Origin of the sequence: Rhodococcus sp. CX, assembly GCF_015865005.1 — a bacterium.
In the GTDB taxonomy this organism is placed as follows: Bacteria; Actinomycetota; Actinomycetes; order Mycobacteriales; family Mycobacteriaceae; genus Rhodococcus.
The window spans coordinates 1,401-26,367 of record NZ_JADZGH010000107.1 but is presented as its reverse complement, the minus strand read 5'-3'; the positions used below and the strand labels follow the sequence as shown (position 1 = coordinate 26,367).

The 24,967-nt window shown below is 66.4% G+C and carries 24 protein-coding genes and 1 pseudogene; 13 read left to right on the top strand and 12 right to left on the bottom strand.

The features are described 5' to 3' along the window. Positions 1-626: pseudogene (locus I0Q12_RS32640) on the top strand (allophanate hydrolase); the annotation flags it as partial. 17 nt (positions 627-643) lie between these two features. On the opposite strand, the gene I0Q12_RS11670 reads toward I0Q12_RS32640, so the two are convergent. The 3 genes from I0Q12_RS11670 to I0Q12_RS11660 form a co-directional block, all read right to left on the bottom strand. Next, on the bottom strand, positions 644-1,615 hold the full coding sequence (locus tag I0Q12_RS11670) for an LLM class flavin-dependent oxidoreductase (RefSeq protein WP_197252084.1): 972 nt from the start codon (positions 1,613-1,615) through the stop codon (positions 644-646). Positions 1,616-1,733: 118 nt separating this feature from the next. After that, on the bottom strand, positions 1,734-2,228 hold the full coding sequence (locus I0Q12_RS11665; RefSeq protein ID WP_197252083.1) for a flavin reductase family protein: 495 nt from the start codon (positions 2,226-2,228) through the stop codon (positions 1,734-1,736). Positions 2,229-2,710: 482 nt separating this feature from the next. Continuing rightward, the gene (locus I0Q12_RS11660) at positions 2,711-3,223 is read right to left on the bottom strand and encodes a DUF6790 family protein (RefSeq protein ID WP_197252066.1); all 513 of its coding nucleotides are present in this window, start codon (positions 3,221-3,223) and stop codon (positions 2,711-2,713) included. A gap of 111 nt (positions 3,224-3,334) precedes the next feature. Between I0Q12_RS11660 and I0Q12_RS11655 the strand changes: the two genes are divergently transcribed. After that, a complete protein-coding gene (locus I0Q12_RS11655; protein WP_231610466.1) occupies positions 3,335-3,733 on the top strand; it encodes a lipopolysaccharide assembly protein LapA domain-containing protein in 399 nt (132 codons plus the stop codon). 84 nt (positions 3,734-3,817) lie between these two features. After that, entirely contained in the window at positions 3,818-4,270 is a 453-nt protein-coding gene (locus I0Q12_RS11650; protein WP_197252065.1) for a hypothetical protein, read from the top strand. A gap of 181 nt (positions 4,271-4,451) precedes the next feature. Here the strand turns inward: I0Q12_RS11650 and bphC are convergent, their stop codons facing one another. Genes bphC through I0Q12_RS11635 form a run of 3 tightly spaced genes read right to left on the bottom strand, consistent with a single transcriptional unit; the run spans position 4,452 to position 7,770 of the window. Beyond that, on the bottom strand, positions 4,452-5,360 hold the full coding sequence (gene bphC, locus I0Q12_RS11645) for a biphenyl-2,3-diol 1,2-dioxygenase (protein WP_197252064.1): 909 nt from the start codon (positions 5,358-5,360) through the stop codon (positions 4,452-4,454). Positions 5,361-5,386: 26 nt separating this feature from the next. Continuing rightward, complete coding sequence (locus I0Q12_RS11640) at positions 5,387-6,568, bottom strand: hydroxylase (protein WP_197252063.1); 1,182 nt, start codon at positions 6,566-6,568, stop codon at positions 5,387-5,389. A 38-nt stretch (positions 6,569-6,606) separates the two neighbouring features. Further along, entirely contained in the window at positions 6,607-7,770 is a 1,164-nt protein-coding gene (locus I0Q12_RS11635; RefSeq protein ID WP_197252062.1) for a Rieske 2Fe-2S domain-containing protein, read from the bottom strand. 154 nt (positions 7,771-7,924) lie between these two features. Between I0Q12_RS11635 and I0Q12_RS35095 the strand changes: the two genes are divergently transcribed. Beyond that, positions 7,925-8,161, top strand: coding sequence for a hypothetical protein (locus tag I0Q12_RS35095; RefSeq protein ID WP_374068686.1), 237 nt, complete (start codon positions 7,925-7,927; stop codon positions 8,159-8,161). Between the two features lie 129 nt (positions 8,162-8,290). Here the strand turns inward: I0Q12_RS35095 and I0Q12_RS11625 are convergent, their stop codons facing one another. Together I0Q12_RS11625 and I0Q12_RS11620 are read right to left on the bottom strand one after the other, a co-directional pair. Continuing rightward, complete coding sequence (locus I0Q12_RS11625) at positions 8,291-9,481, bottom strand: NADH:flavin oxidoreductase (RefSeq protein WP_197252061.1); 1,191 nt, start codon at positions 9,479-9,481, stop codon at positions 8,291-8,293. A gap of 55 nt (positions 9,482-9,536) precedes the next feature. After that, positions 9,537-9,926, bottom strand: a complete 390-nt coding sequence (locus I0Q12_RS11620; protein ID WP_197252060.1) for a nuclear transport factor 2 family protein — start codon at positions 9,924-9,926, stop codon at positions 9,537-9,539. Positions 9,927-10,125: 199 nt separating this feature from the next. On the opposite strand from I0Q12_RS11620, the gene I0Q12_RS11615 reads away from it, so the two are divergent. Further along, positions 10,126-10,758 (top strand): PadR family transcriptional regulator, encoded by a 633-nt coding sequence (locus tag I0Q12_RS11615; RefSeq protein WP_197252081.1) that lies wholly within the window; start codon positions 10,126-10,128, stop codon positions 10,756-10,758. A 6-nt stretch (positions 10,759-10,764) separates the two neighbouring features. On the opposite strand, the gene I0Q12_RS11610 is transcribed toward I0Q12_RS11615, so the two are convergent. From I0Q12_RS11610 to I0Q12_RS11595, 4 genes are all read right to left on the bottom strand, one after another. Then, positions 10,765-11,526, bottom strand: coding sequence for an IclR family transcriptional regulator (locus I0Q12_RS11610; RefSeq protein WP_197252059.1), 762 nt, complete (start codon positions 11,524-11,526; stop codon positions 10,765-10,767). A 136-nt stretch (positions 11,527-11,662) separates the two neighbouring features. Beyond that, complete coding sequence (locus tag I0Q12_RS11605) at positions 11,663-12,331, bottom strand: Dabb family protein (RefSeq protein ID WP_197252058.1); 669 nt, start codon at positions 12,329-12,331, stop codon at positions 11,663-11,665. Then, positions 12,324-12,671 (bottom strand): hypothetical protein, encoded by a 348-nt coding sequence (locus tag I0Q12_RS11600; protein ID WP_197252057.1) that lies wholly within the window; start codon positions 12,669-12,671, stop codon positions 12,324-12,326. Before I0Q12_RS11600 ends, I0Q12_RS11605 begins: the two co-directional genes overlap by 8 nt. Positions 12,672-12,898: 227 nt before the next feature. Further along, positions 12,899-14,383, bottom strand: coding sequence for an MFS transporter (locus tag I0Q12_RS11595; protein ID WP_231610465.1), 1,485 nt, complete (start codon positions 14,381-14,383; stop codon positions 12,899-12,901). Between the two features lie 227 nt (positions 14,384-14,610). On the opposite strand from I0Q12_RS11595, the gene I0Q12_RS11590 reads away from it, so the two are divergent. From I0Q12_RS11590 to I0Q12_RS11555, 8 genes are all read left to right on the top strand, one after another. Continuing rightward, complete coding sequence (locus I0Q12_RS11590) at positions 14,611-16,077, top strand: FAD-dependent oxidoreductase (protein WP_197252056.1); 1,467 nt, start codon at positions 14,611-14,613, stop codon at positions 16,075-16,077. A gap of 424 nt (positions 16,078-16,501) precedes the next feature. Beyond that, entirely contained in the window at positions 16,502-17,743 is a 1,242-nt protein-coding gene (locus I0Q12_RS11585) for an ABC transporter substrate-binding protein (protein ID WP_197252055.1), read from the top strand. Positions 17,744-17,771: 28 nt separating this feature from the next. Continuing rightward, entirely contained in the window at positions 17,772-20,561 is a 2,790-nt protein-coding gene (locus I0Q12_RS11580; protein ID WP_197252054.1) for a branched-chain amino acid ABC transporter permease/ATP-binding protein, read from the top strand. Then, positions 20,558-21,292, top strand: coding sequence for an ABC transporter ATP-binding protein (locus I0Q12_RS11575; RefSeq protein ID WP_248672907.1), 735 nt, complete (start codon positions 20,558-20,560; stop codon positions 21,290-21,292). The genes I0Q12_RS11580 and I0Q12_RS11575 overlap by 4 nt, the downstream gene beginning before the upstream one ends. 212 nt (positions 21,293-21,504) lie before the next feature. After that, positions 21,505-22,452 (top strand): SMP-30/gluconolactonase/LRE family protein, encoded by a 948-nt coding sequence (locus I0Q12_RS11570; protein ID WP_197252052.1) that lies wholly within the window; start codon positions 21,505-21,507, stop codon positions 22,450-22,452. 34 nt (positions 22,453-22,486) lie between these two features. Continuing rightward, positions 22,487-23,395 (top strand): SDR family NAD(P)-dependent oxidoreductase, encoded by a 909-nt coding sequence (locus I0Q12_RS11565; protein ID WP_197252051.1) that lies wholly within the window; start codon positions 22,487-22,489, stop codon positions 23,393-23,395. 42 nt (positions 23,396-23,437) lie between these two features. Continuing rightward, on the top strand, positions 23,438-24,685 hold the full coding sequence (locus I0Q12_RS34855; protein ID WP_197252050.1) for a cytochrome P450: 1,248 nt from the start codon (positions 23,438-23,440) through the stop codon (positions 24,683-24,685). Positions 24,686-24,695: 10 nt separating this feature from the next. Further along, positions 24,696-24,967, top strand: a 272-nt coding sequence (locus tag I0Q12_RS11555; RefSeq protein WP_197252079.1) for a 2Fe-2S iron-sulfur cluster-binding protein, incomplete at its 3' end; no start/stop codon positions are given.

Sequence of the window (24,967 nt, the reverse complement as noted above, 5' to 3'; positions counted from 1 at the left end):
CGGTCGGGGTCAACTCGCGGCTGGGGACCTACACGAACTTCTGCAATCTGTTCGACCTGTGCGGGGTTGCGGTCCCGGCCGGTGAGGTCGTCGAAAGCGACGGCAGCACAGCACAGTTCGGCGTGACGGTGCTCGCCGAGGCCGGACGCGACGCGGTCGCGGCCGACGTGGCGGCACGCCTGACCGGGACGCCGCGCGACCCGTCATCGCCGTCGTGGCCGGAACAGGCCGGGGCGCAGGCGTTTCCGTTGATCGTGTTCGGTGCGCACCTGCACGACCAGCCGCTCGCCGGTCAGCTCACCGCGCTCGGTGCCCGCTGGGCCGGACCGGTCTCGACGGCACCGGAGTACCGGATGACCGCGTTGCCCACGCAGCCGCCGAAGCCTGCGGTGGTGCGCTGCGCCGACGGCGGGGCGTCACTGGAAGGGGAGCGGTGGGTGTGCTCACCCGCGGCGCTCGGCCGCTTCCTGGCGGCGCTGCCCGCCCCGATGGGGCTCGGGTCGGTGCAGCTGGCCGACGGCACGTGGGAGACCGGATTCGTCTGCGGCGACGACGCCGCGTCCGCGGCTCCCGACATCACCGCCGCTCGGTCCTGGCGCACCCACCTCGCCGCGGCCCTCGTGTAGCCGAAAGGAGACGAGGGTCAGGCGGGGACGAGCCCGCTGACCTCGGCGAGCAGCTCGAGGGAGCGCAGCCAGGCGGTGCGGCCCGGCGCCGACGACACCACGATCAGTTCGTCGGCCCGGGCGCGCTCGGTGAACGCGTCCAGGTATTCGCGGACCTCGGTGGGGTTGCCGACGGCGGTGTAGTGCAGCATCTGCGTCACCTGCCGGCCGGCGGGGGAGTCGAGTAGCAGCTCGATCTCCTCGTCGGTGAAGCTGCGACCCCGGCCGACCATCTGCACGACGCGGTTGCGTTTGGTGGCCTCGAACAGTTGCCGGGCCTCCTCGGTGGTGTCGGCGGCGATCACTCCGACACCGGCGATGACATAGGGCTCGGCGAGCTGTTCGGACGGCTGGAACTCGCGCCGGTACAGCGCGACCGCGTCCTCGAGCGCCTGCGGCGCGAAATGGGACGCGAAGCCGTACGGAAGACCCAGCAGCGCGGCGAGTTTCGCGCCGAACAGGGACGACCCGAGAATGTAGAGCGGCACATCGGTGCCCTTGCCGGGGATCGCGTCGACACCCGGAATGCGGCTCTGCCCCCGCAGATAACCCTGCAGTTCGAGCACGTCCTGCGGGAAGCTGTCCGCCGACGACGGATCACGCCGCAGCGCGCGCATGGTGTTCTGATCGCTGCCCGGCGCGCGGCCCAGACCCAGATCGATGCGGCCGGGATGCAGCGACTCGAGGGTGCCGAACTGCTCGGCGATGGTCAGCGGCGAATGGTTCGGCAGCATGACGCCACCGGCACCGAGCCGGATCGTCGACGTGTGCGCCGCGATGTGCGCGATCAGCACGCTCGTCGCCGACGACGCGATCGACGGCATGTTGTGATGCTCGGCGTACCAGATGCGCCGGTAGCCCCACTTCTCGGCGAGCTGCGCCATCCGCACGCTCGCGGCGAAGCTGTCCCGCGCGGTCTCGCCCTTGCCGATGTGCGCCAGGTCGAGGATGGAGAGGGGAACGGTAACCGGTGATCCTTCGCGTCAGGGCCCGGGATCGGCAGCCGGGCACACCTTCAGCGACAACACGGCGGCGCCGGCGGCTATTCCTGCCGGGCCGCCGACCGGGTCACATCTCGTCGAAGTGACCGTAGGTGCCGCGGTAGAACAGCAGCGGTCCGCCGCTGTGCAGCGAGGTCAGGCCGGTTACGCGGGCCACGACGATCGTGTGGTCACCGGCGTCGTGCTCGGCCTCGATGGTCGCCTCCACCCGCGCGATCGCACCCTCGAGGGCGGGTGCGCCGTTGTCGCCCGGAGTCCACTCCACGCCACGGAACTTGTTGCCGCCGCTGACGGCGAACGCCGCGCACAGGGTGCGCTGGCTCGCGGACAGGACGTTGATCGAGAACGTGCCGATCTCGCGGATCTTCGGCCATGTCGTCGACGTGCGGGCCGGGCAGAACGACACCAGCGGCGGGTCCAGCGACACGGACGTGAACGACTGGCACGCGAAGCCGAGCGGTTCGTCGCCGTCGAGGGCGGTGATGACGGTGACTCCCGTGCAGAAGTTGCCCATCACGTCGCGCATCCGGCGTGGATCCAGCACTGCGTGTTCTGCGGTCATGTTGCTCCAATCGGGTGTCGGCTTCGGGACCAGTGTCCGCCATCGCGGATCCGGACGGCCAGGGTGCTCCCGGACAGCGGGCATGTGGGCGGGTCTCGGATCTGCACGCTCGGTGACCGGAAGGACCCCGGAAACGGCAAGGGCATCGACGGTGTCGTGCAGGTCGGGACAGGTGCGGCGCGGTGCGTCGGAGCCGAGCCGGACACACGGCCGCGACGCGTCGTCGGTGAGCCACTGGATGTTGGTGTGGAACGTGCCGTTCTTCTCGGCCAGGACACGATTGCCGCACGTGCGGCAGGTGACGGACTGCATGGAGGCTGCTCCCGTTTCAGGTCGGTGGTCGCAGTGTTCCTCGGACGCTAGCTCGGGAACCGTTCCGTGGACACGGCGATGTCCCGCGTGGCGGGACATCGGTGCAGGTGGGAGCAAGCCTTGGCAGGGGGAGGATCAGGCCGTCACGAGGTGATGTTGGGTGCGCAGCCTCAGGCCGCGACCGAGGTGCGCTGCGGCGCTGCGTCCCCGTTCCGCGCGCGTGACAGCGCGTACAACACCCACCCCACGACCGGGAGGATGATGTCGAACCACAGAGGCGGGCCGATGTTGCCGGGCTTGGTGTTGCCCTCGGCAATCCAGTAGTAGAAGTGACCGGCGGCGTCGCCGAGGTACTGGACGGACATGACGGTGAGGGTCGCCAGCCAGAAGTAGCCGCGGAACCAGATGCACATGATGCCTGCGATGCCGATCGCCAGATCACCCATCGCGTTCTCGAACTGGAACCCGCCGTCACCGCGTGTGTATCCGATCAGTTCCGCAGTCGCAGGGCCGTCGAACAGGTGGTATCCCGCGCCGCCGATCGAGCTGACGCCGACGGCGACGGCGAGCCACCATACGAGGAAGATGTCGATCGTCGTCGCCGGACCGGCATCGTGGCGGCGCCTTCGGGAATGGATGAACGCCCCGATCAGCGCGATGATCACCAGAACAAGTGTCGGCATCAGGTCCTCCCCGCGTCCGCCGGCTCATTTTACGGAGGGCTCCGGTCGTCGGAGGGGAAAGCACCTGAACAGATCATCGTGTACGTGGAGCGGTCGCGGGTATCCGAGAGCATGAGCACCGCCATGAACGGGCCGTCCAACGACGGATACGGATCCGGATCACGTCGATCTCCGGATCCCGAGCTGCCTGCGACGCCCGCGCCCGTCGAACCCGATGCGGGACTGATCGAGGACGTCGCCCGCCGCAAAGGCATCAAAGGCACCCGTACCGGCACGATCTGGACCGGGTTGGTCGTAGGCATCGTCGTTCTGCTGTTGCTGCTGGTGTTCATCCTGCAGAACCTCGACGAGGCCACCCTCGAGCTGTTCGCATGGGATTTCACCCTCCCCCTCGGCGTGGCACTACTCTTTGCCGCGCTTGCCGGAGCGGCGATCATCGCTCTCGCCGGTGCCGTGCGCATCCTTCAGATCCGGCGAGCCGCCAACCGGCAACGTCAGCTCATCGAATAGAACCCTGCCCTGTATAGAACACGGCCCTGTTTGGGTTCGCCCGCACCGGGCATCTCTGTCATGGGGTCGAGGTGAGGAGGAATCATGGGCACCGAACCGGGACAGCACTTGCAGGAAGAACCGCAATCCGAGCGTGGCCCGAAGGGGTCGCGTGACACCGGAGCGGACGCGGCCGGCGGTGGACCGGCCGATCGGCCTGCCGGGTCGTTCGAGCAGGAGGAAATGCAGACCGGCGGGGCAGACGACGCGTCCGCAGGCACGGGTGGTGGGGAATCGGTCCCTCCCGGCGACGCCGAACCGGCCGTCCCGCCGTACGAGGGTCGCACCACCTCGACCGCGGAAGGCCGGCCGGAACACGACGAACATGTCGACACGTCGCAACCGTTGGCCCCGAACCCGGAGGAGACTCCCCGCGGCGCGACCGCGTCGCCTGCCGACGAGCAACCGGCGGATCAGGCACCGCAGACGGAGGAATCCGCTCGGGGCACGGGTCCGGCGCATCAGAGCGGTGTGACCAGAGCCGAAGATCAGCAATAGGCCACTCGCCGGGCCGGCGAGTGCCCGCACCGATCGGACGGACTGCGGTCGCTGTGCCGGATCGCTCAGGCGGTCCGCTGGACGCGGCTGCCCAGGGACGTACCCACTCCGCTTCGGGAAGCCGATCACGAAGACGGCGCCGCTCCGCACGAGGTCGTGCGGAGCGGCGCCGGATCAGGTGTCAGGACATCACGCCGAGCGGTTCGCTCCCGGACCAGTCGTGACCCCAGTAACTGTCGGCGGTGATCTCCTCGGCGGTGTAGAACCGCTCGTCGACACGCATTCCCTCGGTGCCGAACTCGATGTCCCAGCCGCCGGGGGCCCGCACGTAGAACGAGACCATCTTGTCGTTGGTGTGCCGGCCCAGCGTCGACGACACCGAGTAGCCGTCGCGCATCACTCGATCGAGAGCCTGGCCGACCGCGTCGAGGGTGTCCACCTCCACCATGATGTGGATGAGACCGGGATCCTTGCCGGCGGGCACGGGCATGAGCGCGAGGCTGTGGTGCCGCTCGTTCACGCCGAGGAACCGGATGCGCATCGGGCCGAACTCCGGGGGCGCCGGCAGCCGGAACGCGCCGCGCGGCAGGAACCCGAGCACCTCGGTGTAGAACTCGAACGTCGCGTCCGGTGCCGTCACGGGAAGCACCACGTGACCGAGACCCATTGCGCCGGTGACGAATCGGGCACCGTGCGGGGTGACCACCGGGCTGTGGTCGAGCACCGCGCCGTGGAATACCTCGACGGACACACCCGACGGATCCTGGAAGGCGATGACCTCCTCGACGCTGCGGGCGTCCGCCTCCTCCACCGACAGCGGCTTCACCGCGATACCGGCGGCCTCGACAGCGCTCTGCACCCGCAGCAGCGCCGCGTGATCGCGGACCTCCCAGCCGATGTCGACGATCCGATCGGTCTCACCCGGCACCACGACGAGCCGCGCCCGGCGTTCGTCGGTGCGCAGATACAGCGCCTCCGGGTCGGGGCCGCTGCCCTCGGCGAACCCCAGGACGTCGAAGGCGAACGTGCGCCAGCGGTCCATGTCGTTCGTCCGGATCTTGACGTAGCCCAGCGCTCTGATATCGCTCATGTTCTCTCCGAATGCTTCTCGTGTGGTCAGATCATCGCCCGCAGCGGGCCCTCGGGCTCGACCCCGAGACGGCTCAGCGAGGCGGCGTGGAACACGGTGCCGGGCACGTGAATCGCGTGGTGCAGGCCGGCGTGCGCGTCGCGCCAGAACCGCTGCATCGGCTTGTCCATGCGCAACGCATTGCCGCCGCACCGCGGGTAGATGCGGTCGATCGCGTTCACGGCCCGCCATGCCGCCTGCACCTGCGTCTGCCGTCCCGCGGCACGCTGCTCGAACGTCGGGGTCTTCCCCGAGTCGACGAGATCCCACATGCGATCGACGTTGGCCAGCAAGGTGTCCCGTGCGGCGCGCAGGTCGGCGACGGCCTCGCCGATCGCGAACAGTGTGTACGGGTCGTCCTTGACGGCCGTGCCCTGCGGGTTGATCCGGGCCGACTGGTATTCGTCGGCGTGCAGCACCAGGCCCTCGCAGATGCCGATGGTGGCGGACGTGATGCCGAGCGGGAACATGTTCGACCACGGCATCAGGTACAGCGTCTCGGTGCGGCCGTAGTTGCGGGCCGCGGTGCCGTCGATGACCTCGTCGCAGTCCATCACCCGGTAGTCGGGGACGAACGCGTCCTGCACCACCACGTCCTTCGAGCCGGTTCCGCGCAGGCCCACCACGTCCCACGAGTCCTCGACGATCTCGTAGTCGCTGCGGGGGATGATCACGTGCAGCATGCGGGGCGGCATCTCCACGCTGCCGTCCGCGTTGCATGCCATCGCGCCGAGGAACGCCCAGCCGCAGTGGTCGGTGCCGGAGGAGAACTGCCAGCGGCCGGAGAACTTGTAACCTCCGTCGACCGGGATGCACATGCCGGCCGGCATGTACGGCGAGGCCATCCACGTGTCCTGGTCCTCGCCCCAGACCTCCTGCTGCACGCGGGGATCCGCGAACGCCAGCTGCCACGGATGCACACCGACGATGCCGTGGATCCATCCCGCGGACGGATTGAGCGCCGCGGTGCGCATGACGGTCTCGGCGAACTCGCGCGGGTGGGATTCGAAGCCGCCGTGCTCCTTCGGTTGCAGCATGCGGATCGAGCCGGCCTCCTTCATCCGCTTCGCGGTGCCGTCGGCCAGACGCCCGATACGATCGGCTTCGATGCCCTCGGTGAACAGCTCGTCCGCCATCGCGTCGATCTGCTTGCGTACTTCGTAACTCATGGTCGTATTCCTCGGGTTCGGGTATCGGGGCCGGCCGTTCAGGCGACCGGCTCGTTGAGGGAATCGGATCGGGCAGAGATGTTCTCGGCCATCTCCTTCTCCCAGTGGGCAGCCGACCTGGTGGTGTCGATGACGAATTCGAACCGGTTGGTCATGTCCTCGGTGACATCGGCGACGTCGACGTAGAACTGCTGGTACCAGCGGCGCAGCTGGTAGACCGGGCCGTCCTCGTCGCACAGCAGCGGGTTGTCGATCTTGGCCTTGTTCTTCCAGATCTCGACGTCCTGCTCGAACGTCTTCTCCGTGCCGCTGCCGAAGTACGCGGCCATGCCGTTCGCCTCCTCGGCGGACATGCCGGGCAGGCGCTTGACCATGACGCCGTACTGCAGCACGAACGAGTTCGGGGTGACCGGGTAGTGGCAGTTGATCAGCACCGTCTCGACGGTTCCTGCCTCGGTCTCGCTCCACAGCTTGTCGATCATGTAGGACGGGCCGTAGTACGACGCCTCCGACCGGGACACATTGTCGGAAGCGCCGAAGTCGAGGTCGAGCTCGACGTCGTGGCGCTGCGTGAACGACATGTTCTGCGTGGCGATGTGGCCTTCGAAGATGTTCTCGAACGAGCGCGGCACACTCAGGTGGACGTAGAAGAAGTGCGCCATGTCCACGACGTTGTCGATGATCTCGCGGCAGTGCGAACCCTCGATGAGCACCGAGTTCCACGACCAGTCCGACCATTCGTCGGTGCCGGCGCCCTCGATCTCGGGGATGGTGACGTGCTCCGGCGGCGGGTTGCCCTCGGGGTCGTGCCACACGAACAGCTGCTGGTTGCGCTCGAGCGTGATCCACGCGCGGGTCTTGGCGAGCGGCGGGACGCGGCGCGCGTACGGAATCCCGGTACAGCGACCGTTGCCGCCCCAGCGCCAGTCGTGGAACGGACACGCGATGGAATCGCCCTTGATCTCGCCCTGTGCGAGATTGCCGCCCATGTGCCGGCAGTAGGCGTCGAGGACCTTCAGTTCGCCCGCGCTGTCGGCGAACACGACGAGGCTGGTACCGAACGCGTCGACCTGGTGCGGCTTGCCGTCGCGGTAGGTGCGTGCCAGGCCGAGGCAGTGCCAGCCGCGGGCGTAGCGGTCGGGCGCGGCGTCGGCCTCGATCGAGCGGATCTCGTCGTCGGGGGTGGTGCTGGTCTGCGTCATGGTGACCTCCGGACCGGATGGGAGTGATGCCGGTCATGGTGGGTGACCGCAGGAACGGCGAAACAGGGCGCGTCCCGCCACGCGGAACACTTTCTGTCGGACCGGTCTCGCGTCCCGCCACGCGGGAGGTCGCCTTCACCGGCGGTGGAGCGCTGTGCCACCGTCCGCTTGCGCAGCACTTCCGCACCCACATCCTCGTATTCCCGAACGCCTCATCACCTGGCTGCACTCGATGGTCTACGACCGTTCGCTCGTCACCGACGAACTCGTCGAGGAACGGTGGCGGCAGACCACCGAGCCGGCGACGCTGGAGAGCGCCCGGCGCATGTACAGCCGAGCCGCATTCGTGGCCACCATGAAACGGCACGGGGGTCACGACAGCACCCCGTGACGCAGTTCGGTCTTCCTCACCCGCGACGAACAGGGCTTTCGGTGACCGAGAGGTGTCATTGCATTGCGGGCGGCTGTGAAGCCGTTCGGGGCCGGAGATTCGAATTCTCCGGCCCCGAACGTGTTCGGGTCAGTGCACGGGTACGGACCCGTCCAGAACACACCGGGTACCGGTGAAGATGGTGGGCATGCACTTGTTGCAGTGGATGCAGAGTGATCGATGCTCCGGTTCGGCGGCGATCCGATTGACCAGATCCGGTTCGCGGAGCAACGCCCGTGCCATCGCGACGAACTCGAAGCCTTCGGCCATCGCCGTGTCCATTCCGGCCCGGTCGGTGACCCCGCCGAGCAACACGAGCGGCAGTTTCACCGCTGCGCGGACCTGTCGTGCCTGTTCCAGCATGAACAAGTCCCGGTAGGGATAGGACTTGAGGAAGTGTTTGCCGACCAGCTTCATGCCGGTACGCACAGGCTCGCGCATCGCCGCCGCGAATTCCCGCAGGGGAACGTCACCCTTGAACAGATACATCGAGTTCAACAAGGAGCTGCCCACGGTGAGCTCGATGGCATCGAGCGAGCCGTCCTCCTCGAGCCACTGCGCCACCTGGACGGCTTCATCGAGCCAGAACCCGCCCGGAACACCGTCGTCCATGTTCAGCTTCGCCAGGATGGCGATCTTCCCGCCGACTGCGTCCCGCACCGTACGGGCCGTCTCCCGCACCAGGCGGGCGCGGTTCGCCAGCGACCCGCCGTACGCGTCGTCTCTCCGGTTGATCTTCGGACTCAGGAACGAACTTGCGAAATAGTTGTGGCCGAAGTGGATTTCGACTGCGTCGAAGCCGGATTCGACGGCGAGGCGGGCGGCATTCCCGTGGGCCAGACGGATCCGTTCGATGTCGCCGAGTGTCGCCGCGTGGACGGTGCGCATCCCGAGCGGATTGAACTGTCTCGACGGCCCGAGCGCGGGCAGTCCGTTGCTGGCCTCGTTGGCCACGGGACCGGCGTGGCCGATCTGGGCCGAGGCGGCAGCGCCCTCGGCATGGATCGCAGCGGTCAGGCGCCGCAGTCCGGGCACCGCGTCCGGACGCATCCAGATCTGGTTCGCCTCCGTTCGGCCTTCCGGTGCCACGGCGCAGTACGCAACCGTGGTCATACCGACGCCGCCCGCTGCGGGTCGGCGGTGGTACTCGATGAGATCGTCGGAGACGAGCGCACCGGGCGTGGCGGCTTCGAACGTGGCTGCCTTGATGATGCGATTGCGCAGCGTGATCGGACCCAACGTCGCGGGCGCGAGCACATCGGGGATGTCACGGGTGGTCATGGGGACTCCTGGTCGAGCGGTCGGCGGCGGGACAACTGCGCTGGCTCGTTGCAGATCAGCGCTGAACCATGTCGGTCGGCGCCCAGAAGGCGCGCATGCTGGTGATCCGACCGCGATCGTCGAATGTCATCACGTCGATCGGCTCGATTTCGTACGTCCGGGCGCCGGCCTTCGTGGTGACGCGGAAATGGAACGCGGCATTCGGTCCGCTGATCCGGAGGGTGAGCAGTTCGGTCGTGTTCTCGGTGCTCTCGAGGCCCTTGTAGAAGTCGGTGATCGCTGCACGTCCGACGCGCGGCTCGCTGCCTACCGGGTCCTCGAGGACGGCGTCGTCGGCGTACAGCGCGGCGACCTCGGCGGCGCGGCCGGAAGCCACCGCTGCGAGATAGGCATTCACGGTCGCACGAATGCGCTCCGTCAGGTCGGCTGCCTCGGAAGTTGTCATGATTGCTCCTGTGACGTCGCGAGGATGGGATGGATTTGCCGACGCTATCCGGGGCGGTCCTGGATGAACGGTCCCCTTCCCACGCAGCGGGAGATTGCGGCCCGACGTCGTCCATCGTCGTTGTTACGCTTTCGTGGTGTCCGATACCGATGCCGAGCGATATCCCGCATTACCCGCGACGAGCTGGGCGGTGCTCGGGATGCTCTCGTTCGGGGAGGAACTGACCGGCAATGATCTGAAGAAGTGGGCGGATTGGAGTATCGGCTTCTACTACTGGAGCCCTTCGGTCAGTCAGGTCTATGCGGAACTCAAGAAACTCGAAACGCTCGGATTCGTGCAATCCCGTGTGGTGAGCGAACCCGGAACCCGAGGCCGGCGTGTCTACTCGATCACCGAGGCCGGCATCGGAGCGGTGCGGACGTGGTCGCGTGAGGCGCCGGTGGAGATTCCCGTGCTCAAGCACGGCGTCATGCTCCGGATGTACATGGGACATCTGAACGATCCGGAGCAGTTGAAGGCCATCGTGCGCGACCATATCGTGAATCTCGAAGACAAGTTGCGCCGAGCCGGTGAGCACGCGGATCACTCCGATCGTGAACCGGGCTGGGCATTCTCGCAGATGAGCCTGCGGTGGGCAGAGCGCTACTTCCGGGCCGAGATCGATCTGTCTCGACAGCTCCTCGACGACATCGACGCCGCGGCAGCACGTTTCGCGAGCAGCGACGTCGACGGGTTCGGGATACCTCGCCCGCGGACGCCCGGTAGCTGGAGAGGGATGTCGGACGGCCTCGCCGCGGTCGAGCGCGGCGAGGCCGTCTCCGACGAAGAATAGGCGCGGTCAGGCGTACTGCGGTTGGCGCGCATCGGCAGTCGGATGCAGATGCCGGCGACGCTGAAGCGTCGGAGTGACGTGATTCCGGTCGAGCGTGCGCCAGATGGCGGTGGCCGTCATCCGGACGGGGGAGGTCAGCCGATGGTCGAAGCGCAGATGAGGCAACGGGCCACACACCGACACCGCGGCAACCGCGGAGCCGATCGGGCCGATCGGAACCGCGATGCACCCGAATCCCGTGAGGGATTCTTCTTTTTCGAAGGCGACCCCGTTCTCGCGAATGTCGTCGTAGTCGTGACCGGGGGTGCCTGTGTAGGCGAGTAGTGCCTTGCCGAGCGCTGTGCTGTGCGCCGGTCGTCGACCGCCGATGCGCGTGGGAACGGCGGACACCAGCCGTCCACCGAGCTTTTCGATGTAGACGACATCGTCGCCGTCGAGGACGGCGAGGTGTACGACGAAACCGGTGAGGCGTTGCAGTTCCTGCAGATGAGGTAGAGCGATGGCGTGCAGCCGGTCCTGGTGGACGGCCAGCGAGCCGAGTTCCATCAACCGCAATCCCAGGGTGTAGTCGCGTCCCTCGCGGTGGAGCCATCGCATCGAAACCAGCCGTTCGAGCATGCGATGGGCCGACGAGCGGGGTAGGCCCGTTCGATGCACGATCTGGGTGAGTGTGAGACGACCGGCACCGTCGAACGCGTCGAGCAAGAGGCCGACGCGGTCGAGTACTGCGCTGGGGGTCGTATGGTCGGCTCCGACCTGGATCGCCATGGATACTCCTACAGCCGAGGCGCTGCTGACGCTTCTACGTGGGTGTTTCGATTAGGAATAGTGCCACACGAAATCGGCGTTGTGAAGCAGGTCACTGATCTGGGTCGGGTGGAGTATCCGACGGTGGCCGCCACCTCTAGTCGCTCGGGCCGCCGTCGCTTCCCGGATCGAGGACGGCGCCGTCGAGGGCGCAGAACGTGTGACACACGCGATCGCGTACCACGACCTCCGTGCACTCGGGGTCGAACCAGCGGTCCACCACGCCCCAATGGATCGGATGGTCGAGATATTGGCCCATGAGAGAGGCGTGGTCGGAGAACTCCTGCTCCCATACATGGGTCCAGGCGGTGGGACCCACCGAATCCTCCACACGACTGAGGCGCCAGGAGACTATCGACTCGATGTACCCGGGCATCTTCAGCAGGTCGCGCTCGAATCGCTCGATGGTCGCTTCCGGTGTGCCGGGAGCGACGCGCAGCAGTAGCGCGCGGTAGACGGTCCGAGATGCGTCCGGACGCGACTGGGCCCGACCCGGGTGGTACTGCACGCCGTCCAGTCGCGCGACGACGGGTGAGCCGAGGGTCGCGTCCAGGGTCTCGATCGCACCGGCCGCCTCGTCCGCCGACGCAAACCGGAGATGAACGAGCAGATCTCCGCCGTTGATCACACCCGGCAGGGTCGGGGACACGAGCCGGCGCAGTGCCCCGAGTTCCTTCACTGCGAGCCGGACGTTCTCGGTGTACTCGGCGCGATCCGAGAAATCGGCGGTGGCGTCGAAGTGGACGACGCGAGTCACGTTATACATCGTTCAATCCCTCGACGTCGTCGGCGTGGGCAGCCATGGTTCGGGAGCGCTCCACGATCAGTTCGTCCATGCCCGACCACCACTCGCCGAGGCCGGGGTCGCGGCGGCTCTGACGGGTCATCTCCCACCACGAGTGGACACCGTCGACGGTCCAGGTGATGGTGACGGTATTGGAATCGTCGTCGAACCACACCGGCGGGCTGACGAGAATCCGGTCGAGTGTCATACCGCGTCGGCGGCCACCCGGAACGTACTCTGCGACATACGCCTCCACAAATCGTCGCGCACATCCTGGTTTCGTGACCACTCGGTCGATCACGTATATCGTCTCGTCTGCCATACCGCGGACGCTACGGCCGTCGAAAGCGCCGGGGAGGGCCTTCTCCCACTTCGCGGGAGAAGTTCCGTAGGCGGAGGGCGGGGCACGCACCGAATTCCGTGCGTGCCCCGCCCTCCGCGTGGAAGCCGCGTCCCCTTGTGACTTCGACTGCTGTGCAACATATTTACTCGAGCATCGAGATCCTCGGCCGTACGATCGTCAAGGTTCGGGGACGTGGGGGAGGTGCATCAAGCGGAAGTGGCCGAGGGCTCGGCGTTTTCGGGTGCAGTTTCCTCGGCACCACCCGTCTGCTCCGGCCGAGCGATGAACAGGCAGACGACGGCCACGACGAGCGAGCACGCGATGAACCACCCCACAGCCAGATCGAACGCCGACAGGGCGGGCGCGGTCGTTCCCGGCACGGTCCACAGGGAGAGCATGACCGACACGATGGCCACCCCCACGGCGGAGAACGCTTGCCGCGCAGTGGACAAGACTCCTGTCGTGACGCTCGTGACCTCCTCGGGGACGGATTCGATGACGATCTTCGGGTATCCGGTGTAGGCGAATGCCGTTGCGACGGCGGCGACGGCGAAAACACCCATCATCACCGGCAACGACTTGTGGCCGAAGTAGATCATCAGGTTGGCGACGGCGAACAGGACGGCGCCGATGAAGAAGGCGGTCCTACCGCCCCATCGACCGGCGACCACCCCGGCTATCGGAGAGGCACCGAATCCCACAATCGCGCCGATGCCGGCCACGAGCCCCGTCACGGTTGCCGACATGCCGAGTCCGACGGGCAGCGACGTCGGAGACTGCAGGATCATCGGCGTGACGATCTGCACCGCCCCGACGGGACCGAGAGCCAGCACCGAGAGTCCGATCAGGTTCAGCGACATCTGCCTGTTCGTCAGCACCCGCAGATCGACGAGGGGTTCGCGCCGACGCATCTCCCAGACGGTCCACACCGCGAGAACACCGATGCCGATGACGATCAGTCCGACGACCCCGATACTCGTCCAGCCCCACTTCGGTCCTTGCGTGATGCCGAAAAGGAGAGCGGTGAGACCCGGCGTCAGCAGAGCAGCGCCGATGTAGTCGAAGCGTGGTAGCTCGGCAGGAGTGTGGGAGCCCGGAAGCGCGAACGCAGCGACGATGGAGGCCACAACGGCGAGAACCGCCGCGAAGACGAAGATCATGTGCCAATCCGCCACGTCGAGCAGGAGCCCTGCGATCAGCGAACCCCCCGATCCCGCGAGAAGCGCGGCACCGCTGATGAATCCGACCGCGAGAGAGACCTTGCCGGCCGGCAGCGCTTCACGGGCGATGCCGTAGCAGAGCGGAAGAATCGCGCCGGCGGCACCCTGCACACCGCGGCCGACGATGATCGCTCCCATCGAGTCACCGAAGACGCTGATCACCGAACCGAGGGTGGACACCAGCATCACGAGGATGAGAACCTTCTTCCGCCCGTACATGTCTCCGAGCCGGCCACCGACGAGAGCGGCCGTTGCCGCCACGAGCATGTAGGCGGTCACGGCCCACCCGGTCGTGGACGCAGGCGCCTCGAAGATCTCGCTGAACCGTGGCAGTGCGATGAAGATCATGCCGGCCTCGAAGGCACTCAAGCATTCCGCGAGGACGAGCGCGGTGATGATCAGGGCCGTCGATCTCGATACTGCGGAACCGTCGATCGGACCGGTCGGCAACCGGAGTGAGGGATCTGACATCGATTGTTCTCCTGGGATGAGGTGAATACGGCTTCGCCGCCCGACACGGCGAAGCTGTTGTGATCGGTCACACACACGAGGTGCGAATCATGTGCCGGGGCGAGTGTCTGCGGTCGTTGCCTCGATCGCTGCCGGTTTGGACCACTCAGTGGGAGGAATGCTCCCGTCGGGTGTCGGGGCGGTGAGACCGTGCGGCCGCAGTGTCCGCGAGACCCGAGGAGATTCAGATGCTTGCCGAAACGGTTCGTCCCGTCCTCGAATCCGAGATCGCAGAGTGGGATCTCGAGGCCGACGTCGTCGTCGCAGGATACGGAATCGCAGGTGCCGCAGCCGCGATCGAGGCCGCCCGTGCGGGAGCCGAGGTGCTCGTGCTCGAACGGTCGGGAGGCTGGGGCGGTGCCGCCTCGATGGCAGGCGGATTCATCTATCTCGGTGGTGGGACACCGCTTCAGAAGGCGTGCGGGTTCGACGACACGGTCGAGAACATGAAGGCGTTCATGAAGGCCGCACTCGGTCCGGCCACCGATGACGAGAAGATCGATGCCTACTGCGAAGGCAGCGTCGAACACTACAACTGGCTGGTCGACGCGGGCGTTCCGTTCAAGGAGGAGTTCTGGGGCGAGCCCGGATGGGAGCCGGCGCACGACGAAGGGCTGATGTACTCCGGGGGAGAGAACGCGGCACCGTTCAGGGACCTGATTCCTCCGGCACCGCGCGGGCATCTTCCCCGGATGGACAACAAGAAGACCGGGGAACGTGGCGGTGGGTACATGCTGATGAAGCCGCTGGTCGAGACGGCCGAGAAGCTGGGTGTGAAAGCCGAATACGACGTCCGGGTCCAGACCGTGGTCGTGGACGAGGGTGGGGCGGTCACAGGTGTGGTCGCGCGACGGTACGGCCGGACGATCACCGTTCGTGCCCGTCGCGGCGTCGTCCTGGCCATGGGAAGTTTCGCTTTCGACGAGGCGATGGTGCGCGATCACGCACCTGTCCTCGTGGGGCGGCCGGGCTCTGCGATCGAGGCCCACGACGGTCGGGCCATCCGGATAGGGCAGGCATTGGGCGCCGCCACGGTACACATGGACGCTGCGGAGGTTGCTGTTCACGCCGCACCGCAGTTGATGGTCCGGGGGATCCTCGTCAACGCACACGGGCAGAGATTCATCGCGGAGGACACCTACCCGGGCAGGATCGGGCAGGCGATGCTGTTCCATCAGAACAACGAGGCCTTCCTGATCATCGATCAGCAGGCGTACGACGAAGTGCTGGGGCCGGACGCAACAGGTACTGCGAGGCGGCCGGAACCGACCTGGGTATGCGAATCCGCCGATGAGCTCGAGGAGGAAATGGGACTGCCGGCTGGTGCCTTGACCTCGACAGTGAACGTCTACAACGCCCATGCGGCGGACGGGTCCGATCCGTTGTTCTCCAAGGATGCGAAGTGGGTACGGCCCATCCGAACGCCGATTGCGGCATTCGATCTGCGTGGAATGACGTCGGGATTTCCCTTGGGAGGTTTGAAGACCAGTGTCGACTCGGAAGTACTCCATGTTTCGGGGGAGCCCATTCCCGGGCTCTTCGCCGCCGGACGATGCACCGCCGGCGTATGTGCCGGTGGTTACGCCAGTGGCGCCAGTCTGGGTGACGGTAGCTTCTTCGGGCGTCGCGCCGGGATGAGCGCTGCACGGAGATAGGAGAGCCGATCCAACGCGACTCCACCGAATCGCGGAGTTCTGCAACGTACGTCGTTGTGAGGCTCCGCGATTCGGTGCTGTCCACGGCAGTGGATTTCGCACACTCCCGGTTATGACAGCGATGGTCACCGCGAGATTCTTTATAAGGAAACATCTTTCGTGGTGCGATGGTGCTGGGGTCTCGAAAGGGTGCCCTCCGGGGTGTCCGCGAATATCGCGGTGTGCCTATCTCTCTCGGTCATCGGCGAAGCTCTCGGTCCCTCTGATCGAGTATCCCGTTCAATGGGAGACCCCCCTCCGCCGGAGAGCTTCGCACTCACATAATTCAGCACCCGGATGCGACGTGATGTACCTCACTTTCAGCACTCGATATGCCCGGTACCACGCTCGCCTCCATAGTCATCCTCGGTGAAGGAGTCACATTATGAATCCACGCGGTCGGAATCGGCGGTTGCGGACCGTTGCCGGTGCGAGCGCTCTACTGCTTGCCGGAATGCTGGGCACTGCTGCATGTGCCGGCGACGAATCGGACGGAGGGAGCGCAGCGGCCGGTTCGACGTCCGCGCTGCCGAGCAATCCGGCGACCGGAGAGCCGGTGAAGATCGGGTTCGTCTCCACCGAGGGTGGTGCGGCGGTGTCGCTGCCGGAGATGCGCGAAGGTGCGGAGGCCGCGGTCGAATATCTCAACAACAACGGCGGTGGGCTCGCGGGTCGTCCGATCGAGCTCGTGGTGTGCAAGCAGCAGGAAGAGCCGACGTCGGCGACCGGTTGCGCGAACCAGTTCGTCGAGCAGAAGGTTGCCGCGGTCCTTTCTCCCGGAACCTCCCAGGGGCCGGCGATCGTTCCGATCGTCATCGGTGCGGGGATCCCGTACGTGACTCTCAACGGCGTCTCGGCCGTCGAACTTATGTCGCCGGAGGTCGCGGCGCTGTCCGCAGGTCTGCCCGGAACGTTGACGGCGGCCGCGACCGCGGCGCAGCAGGAGGGCATGTCGAAGTTCACGATGTTCGCCAGTGACGGCGGTGGCATCGCAGGCATGATCGACCAGATGGGCAAGCCGATCTTCCAGGGGTTCGGGGTCGAACTCGAGGTGGTACCGGTACCGCTCGGTACACCGGATCCCACGCCTGTCGTCGCGGCCGGACTGACGAGCAACCCCGACGGCGTGAGCTTCATCGGCGATGCAGCCACCTGTACCTCGGTGCTCAAGGCAGTTCAGACGACCGCGCCGACGGTGAAGAAGGTGCTGATCCCGACCTGCCTCGACGAAAATGTCGTCAAGGCGATCGGTATCGACACGGTCGAAGGCAACATCGGCATCACCGCCACGGATGCGCTGTCCGACCGGCCCGATACGGTGCTGTTCCGGTCGATCTTCGCCGAGTACGCTCCCGACCTGTCGCCGACCGGCTACGGCTCGACCGGCTACCAGACGGTGATGGCCCTCGCCGGCGCAGCATCCAGCATCTCGGGTGAGGTGAACGCTGCGTCGATCCAGGAGGCTCTGCGTACCGCTGCGAACGTCGAGATGCCTGCCGGTGGCGGAATCACCTTCACGTGCAACGGAACTGCGTTCCCGATGATGCCGTCGATCTGCTCCGGACAGATGCTGATCGGTGAGATCAACGATCAGGGCATCCCGGTGAACCTCACGGTCACCGGCTGACGGATCCGCATCCCCAGAAGGAAATTTCATGACCGACCATCTCGCCTATCTCGTGCTGGGTCTCGGCAACGGAGCCGTGTACGCCGCAATCGGACTGGCACTCGTGATGACGTTCAAGAGTTCCGGCGTCGTCAACTTCGCCACCGGAGCCGTGGCCCTCTACACCGCCTATACGTACGCGCTGCTGCGCACGGGTGAGCTGATGGTCCCGATCCCGGGGCTACCCCGAACGATCGACCTCGGTCGACCGCTCGGGGTGGCACCGGCCATGGCCGTGTCGTTGGCAGTCGCGGCTCTGCTGGGGGTTCTGTTCTACGCATTGATCTTCCGGCCGATGCGCACGGCACCGGTGATCGCCAAAGCGGTGGCATCCATCGGACTGATGATCGTGCTCCAGGCTGTGATCGCGCTTCGGGTGGGCACCGAGATCGTTGCCGTCGAACCGATATTCGCGCTCGACAGCATTACGATCGGTTCTCGTCAAGCTCCGACGGACCGGATCTGGCTTGCCGTCGCAGTCGTCGCGATCGCGGTTCTGGCTGCGCTGGTGTTCCGCTTCACCCGCTTCGGAATCGCGACGGAGGCGGCGGCCGAGTCGGAGAAGGGTGCCTACCTGACGGGGCTGTCGCCGGATCGGATCGCCTTCAGCAACTGGGCGCTGTCGTCGGTCGTCGCCGGCCTCGGCGGAATTCTCATAGCGCCGATCGTTGCACTGAATCCCGTTGCCTACTCGATGTTCATCGTCCCCGCACTCGCAGCGACGCTCGTCGGGAACTTCAGCTCGATCTGGCTGACCGTCGCAGCGGGCATCGCGATCGGCTCGTTGCAGGCGGAAATGACGAACCTGCAGGTCACCTTCGACTGGTTTCCGCATGCGGGTATGGCCGAGGCCATCCCGCTGCTGTTGATTCTCGTGTTCCTGGTCGTCAAGGGGCGGCCCCTACCCGACCGCGGCAGCGTCGTCCGGCAGCGACTCGGCCACGCCCCGCGCCCCGACCGGATTCTCGCGCCGGCGATTCCGGCCGTCGCGGTCGCTGTGGTCGCGATGCTGGTCACCGGCGGCAGCTATCGCGCCGCGATCGTCAGCAGCATCATCTTCGCGGTGATCGCTCTGTCCCAGGTCGTCGTCACCGGGTACACGGGACAGGTTTCCCTGGCGCAATTGACACTCGCGGGCGTCGGCGCCTACTCGATCAGTGTTCTGAACACCCACCTCGGAATACCGTTCCCCTTCGCGCCGCTGATCGGCGCACTGTTCGCGACGGTGATCGGCATTGTGATCGGTCTGCCGGCCCTGCGGGTGCGGGGACTGCCGCTGACCGTCGTCACCCTGGCGCTGGCAGTGTTCCTCGAAGCATTCTGGTTCCGGAACCCGCAACTCAACGGCGGTGTCGCAGGTGCTCCGGTCGACACCCCCCGATTGTTCGGATTCGACCTCGGAATCGGTGCGGGAGAAGACTATCCGCGTCTCGCATTCGGTCTGATGTGCCTGGCCGTGCTCGTTGCGGCCGCCCTCGGCGTCGCATGGGTTCGGCGCAGCAGGCTCGGGACCGACATGCTGGCGGTCCGGGCGAACGAGCGTTCCGCGGCGGCGTCGGGGATCAACGTTCCGCGCACCAAACTGGCGGCCTTCGCGATCGGTGCGTTCCTCGCCGGCCTCGCCGGTTCCCTCATGGCGTACCAGCAGACATTGGCGACACCGGAACCGTTCACCGTCTTCCTCGGTATCACCTTGTTCGCCGTCATGTACATCGCGGGGATCACCTCCGTCACCGGTGCCGTCCTCGCCGGACTCATTGCGCCGGGCGGCGTTCTGTACCTTTTCGTCGACCGGTTCCTGAACCTCGGCGAGTACTACGCGGTGATCAGCGGCATCCTGCTCATCGTCACCATCATGTTCAATCCGGACGGGATCGCAGGCAAATTGCCCCGGATCCCGCTGCCCACCCTGAGGAAGTCGTCCTCGGTCCCGGTCGCCGTAGAGGGAACAGCCACCGCAGCGGTGCGGTCGTCCTCGCCCGTCGTGGGCGAACCGATTCTCTCGGTACAGGGTCTGAGCGTGCACTACGGGGCGGTGCAAGCGGCATCGGATGTGACCTTCGACGTTCGTGCAGGGGAGATCGTCGGTCTCATAGGTCCGAACGGCGCGGGGAAAACCACCGTTGTCGACGCGATCACCGGTTTCGCGCCTGCGAGCGGCACGGTCGTCTTGGACGGCACGGACATCGGGGGCCTGCGGCCGCATCGGCGCAGCAGGATGGGACTCGGCCGCAGTTTCCAGGATGTGGAACTGTACGACGACCTGTCCGTCGCCGAGAACGTGACGGTGGGCGCGGCCAGATCGGGATCCGAGCACGACACAGCGGACCGAGTACGGGCAGTCCTGGACACGGTCGGACTCGGAGACGTCGCAGACGCCGAGGTATCGACCCTCTCTCAGGGACAGCGTCAGCTCGTCTCGGTCGCGCGTGTCCTCGTCTCGTCGCCGAAGATCGCGTTGCTCGACGAACCGGCAGCGGGACTCGACGGCGCGGAGAGCCGCCGGCTCGGTGAACGGCTTGTCGATGCCCGCAGTGCCGGAACGTCGATCCTGCTCGTCGAACACGACATGGAATTGGTGCTCACCATCTGTGACCGCGTCGTCGTCCTCGACCTGGGGAGGGTCGTGGCATGTGGTCCACCCGACGAGGTCCGGTCCGACGAGCGCGTGATCAGCGCATACCTCGGCGCCCCTGCCCGCGACGTGGATCCCGCTCTCGAAGCTGTCCCCGAGCTCGCTGCCGCATGCATCGACGAAACACAGGAGGCGAACTCGTGAACGGATTGACGATCAGGAATCTGTCGACCGGTTACGTTTCCGGCCGTCCCTGCGTCCGGGACGTGAGCCTGGAGGTGGATCGTGGGCAGATCCTGAGCCTGCTCGGCCCGAACGGCGCAGGCAAGACCACGCTGTTGCTGTCCCTGGCCGGTCTGTTGCCCCGATTCGATGGCGAGGTCGTCGTCGACGACCTGACCGTCGGCGGCGGTCGCCCACGCGAGGCGGTGCTGTCGGGGCTGGTTCTGGTCTCCGACGACCGTGCGCTGTTCCGGGGATTGACGACAACCGACAACCTGCGTCTGGCGGTCCGCGATCGGCGACGTCGACGCCGAGCACTCGACGAGGTGCTCGAGTACTTCCCGGCCCTGGAGAAGCGGCTCGGAGTCGCCGCCGGCCGGCTGTCGGGTGGCGAGCAGCAGATGCTCGCAATCGGACGCGCGATCCTGCAGCGTCCGAAGGTGCTGCTCATCGACGAGCTGAGCATGGGGTTGGCGCCCGTCGTCGTCGACGAAATCCTGGTGGTGCTTCGCAGGCTGGCCACCGAGGAGGGGATGTCGGTGGTACTCGTCGAGCAGCACGTCCACCTTGCTCTCGGTGTCGCCGACCGTGCCGCTGTGCTGGTGCACGGCACCGTGGCACTGACCGATTCGGCGGAGGTGCTCCGAACCGAACCCGACCGGATCGAACGTGCCTATCTCGGGTCGTCGTCCCGCCCGCACGCCGGGATCTGAAAACACCGATCCCGTGGTTCGGCCTCGACCCCGAGTCGGTATCGAGGAGGGTGACCATTCAGCGGGAGACCCTCATCCGCCGCACATTTCCAGACCCTATCGTCCGTGATGAAAGTTGATGTGACGCAGTTCACGGTCCGGGCCCGTATTCATCGGGCCGGCGTTACTGCTCGTGGACCCTGCGCCCGCACGCCCTTACCGGAAGGACCGACATGACCGACGTAGTTGCCGATACCGCCGCCGCCGTCGCCGCGGCTGGTGCGCGTGTCATCGAACCCCGCAAGATCGCGGACGGCTTCTCATGGCCGGAGTGCCCGCGCTGGCACGACGGCATCCTCTGGTTCTCCGACATGTACACCGCGACCCTGAAAACCGTTGATGCCGAGGGCAATGTGGCGGTGGTCGTGGATGCGACCGGTCGCCGCGCCGGAACCGAGGTGCCGATCGTCCTGGGCGGATTCGGCTGGCTCCCGGACGGCCGGCTGATCGTCACCTCGATGCACGAAAAGCTCGTCCTCGTCCACGGCGGGAACGGACCCGACGACCTCGAAGTCCTTGCCGACCTGTCCGCCTTCTCGCAGGCGGCGATCAACGACATGGTCGTCGACACCGAGGGACGCGCATACGTGACGCAGCTCGGATTCGACCTGTTCGCCGGCGAGGAGCCGGTGCCCTCTCCGATCATCGTCGTCGAACCCGACGGTTCCGCGCACACCGCCGATGAAGTCGGACCGCTGCTGTGCGCCAACGGGATCGCAATCAGCTCGGACGGCACGAAGGTCTACACGGCCGAGGTGATGGCACAGAAGCTCACCGTGATCGATCGTGCCGCCGACGGATCGCTGTCGAATCCGCGGCTGTTCGCATCCTGCCCGTTCCTGCCGGACGGCATCGGGCTCGACGAGGAGGGCGGCGTGTGGGCGGCGATGCCCGGCAGCGGTTACGTGGCTCGTTTCACCGAGGAGGGGATGACGGACGCCATTCCCGTGCCGCTCGAGAACGGCGTCGCCTCGGCCTGCCTGCTCGGCGGTCCCGACCGCACGACCCTCTACATGACCGTCGGTGTCGAGGTTTTCGATTTCGACAAGTCTGCACGCGAGGCGCTGGGCACCATCTGGGTTGCCGACGTTTCGTCCCACGGCGGCGACACCCGCCCCTGACACCCACCGACACGACACGATTCGAGGAACATTCATGACAGCACTGGATTTCACCGACCGCGTGGTCGTCGTCACCGGCGCGGGCCGCGGAATAGGCCGGGCACACGCCGAACTGCTCGCGTCACGTGGTGCCGCGGTCGTGGTCGGCGACCTCGGGTCTGCCATCGACGGTTCCGGAGTCGACGGCGACGATCCTGCCCGCGAGGTCGTGGACGCGATCACCGCTGCCGGCGGCAAAGCCGTCGCCTGCTCGGCCGACATCTCCACCGAGGACGGTGCCGTCGAACTCGTCGACACCGCCCTGTCGGCGTTCGGGCAGCTCGATGCTGTGATCAACAACGCGGGCATCGTGCGCACCGCGCCGTTCGACGAGGTTCCGTACGAGGAGTACCAGCGACATCTGGACGTGCACTACTTCGGTGCACTCCGCGTGTGCCGGGCCGCCTGGCCGCACCTGCTGAAGTCGCCGGCCGGGCGGGTGGTGAACACCATTTCCCAAGCGATGCTGGGTAATCCGGACATGTCGCACTACGGTGGTTCGAAGGGCGCACTGTTCGGTCTGACCCGCAATCTGGCGCTGGAAGGCCTGAAGTCGGGCGTGAAGGTCAACGCCATCGCCCCGGGTGCGGGCACCCGTATGGCAGAGGCGGCCGCGGACACCCTGTCGCCCGAGGTGATGGAGTACATGCGTACCCAGCTGCGGCCCGAGCACGTCGCCCCCGTCGCTGCGTACCTCGTGCACCCGACGTGCACCGTTACCGGTGAGGTCTTCAACGTCGCCGGCGGTATCGTCAACCGCCTCGCCATCCTCAACACCGTGGGGATCCACGATCCCGCTCTGACGATCGAGACCGTCGCCGAGCGGTTCGACGAGATCATGGCGATCACCCCCGATGCCATCCCCCAGATCGTGGCGCCGGCACAGGTTCCGGCGACGTCCTGACCGGAACTTCCACGACATCGGCTCAGCCCCAGGAGAAGCACAGTGAGCTCTACCGAAGCCCCCACGACCACCACCGAGACCGAGGACACGGCCTACCCCTTCGGTCCGGTGAGTGTGAACGAAGCATCGCGAAGGTACGCCGCCATCGCCGCCGATCGGCCGATGACCAAGATGACGATGCCGTTCGGCGGAGACGTCTGGGTCATCCACCGAAACGCTGCCGCGCGGCAGATGCTCGGCGATCCCCGCTTCGTGCGCGAACCGTTCCGCACCGGTGAGCGGGTAGTGCCCTACTTCGTCGAGTTTCCCGAGTTCCTCAAGACCACGCTGCAGTTCGAGGATCCGCCGCAGCACACGAAGCTGCGCAAGCTCGTCCAGAAGTCCATCTCGCCGAAACGCGTACGCGCCATGCGGGAATCGGCAGTGGAGTTCGCGAACCACCTGATCGACGAGATGGTCGCCAAGGGGTCCCCGGCGAACCTGGTGCACGACTACGCTGTGGCTCTGCCGATCCAGATGCTGGCCAACCTTCTCGGGGTGCCGCCGGAGGACCGTCCGAAGTTCCAGAAGTGGAGCTCGGCGACCCTCGCGGTGGCGAACATGCCCGAAGAGGAGGTCGTCGCCAACATGACCGAACTCGTCGGTTACATGATGGCCCTGATCGACGAGCGGCGGAAGAATCCCCGGGAGGATCTGCTCAGCGACCTGACGAACGCCCAGCACAAGGACGACACCCTCACCGACGCCGAGATTCTGCCGATCGCCCTGGTGTTGATCATCGGCGGCTTCGACAACACGGCGAACTTCATCTGCTTCGGTGTGCTCTCGTTGCTGAAGAACCCGGAACAGCTGAAGATCCTGCTCGAGGACGTCGAAGGCGTCGCCCCGACCGCGGTCGAGGAGATCCTGCGGCACGGGCGAATGGCGTTCGGTGACACGGTCACCGGAGGCGGCGGTCTGGTGCCGTTCGTCGCAACCGAGGACGTCGAGATCGACGGGCACGTCATCGCCGCGGGTGAGGCCGTGCTGGTGGATCCGGCGTCGGCGAACCACGACGGGGTCGCGGTCACGGACGGTGAGAAGTTCGACGTGCGACGCGAGGGAAATCCGCACCTGACCCTGAGCTACGGGCTCCACCACTGCCTGGGTGCGCCGCTCGCACGGATGGAGATGCAGGTGGCCATCACGGAGCTGCTCAAGCGACTGCCGGGCCTCGCCCTGGCCGGCGAGCCGAAGGTGGACAAGAACAACCTCACCGAGCCGGTCGTCGACGTTCCGGTGACGTGGTAAGGACCTCGACATGCCGAAGGTCTTCTATACCCAACCCCACGGCTCGGAGCGTGTGATCGACGCAGCTGCAGGTGATTCCGTCATGTCGACGGCTGTCACCAACGGTGTGACGGGCATCGTGGGTCAGTGCGGTGGCACGCTCTCGTGCGCGACCTGCCACGTCTACCTCGCCGAGGACGACCTGAAGTACTTCGATCCTCCGACGGAGGACGAGGACGACCTGCTGGACTGCACGGCGAGCGATCGCGAGGACACCTCGCGGTTGTCGTGTCAGCTGATCCT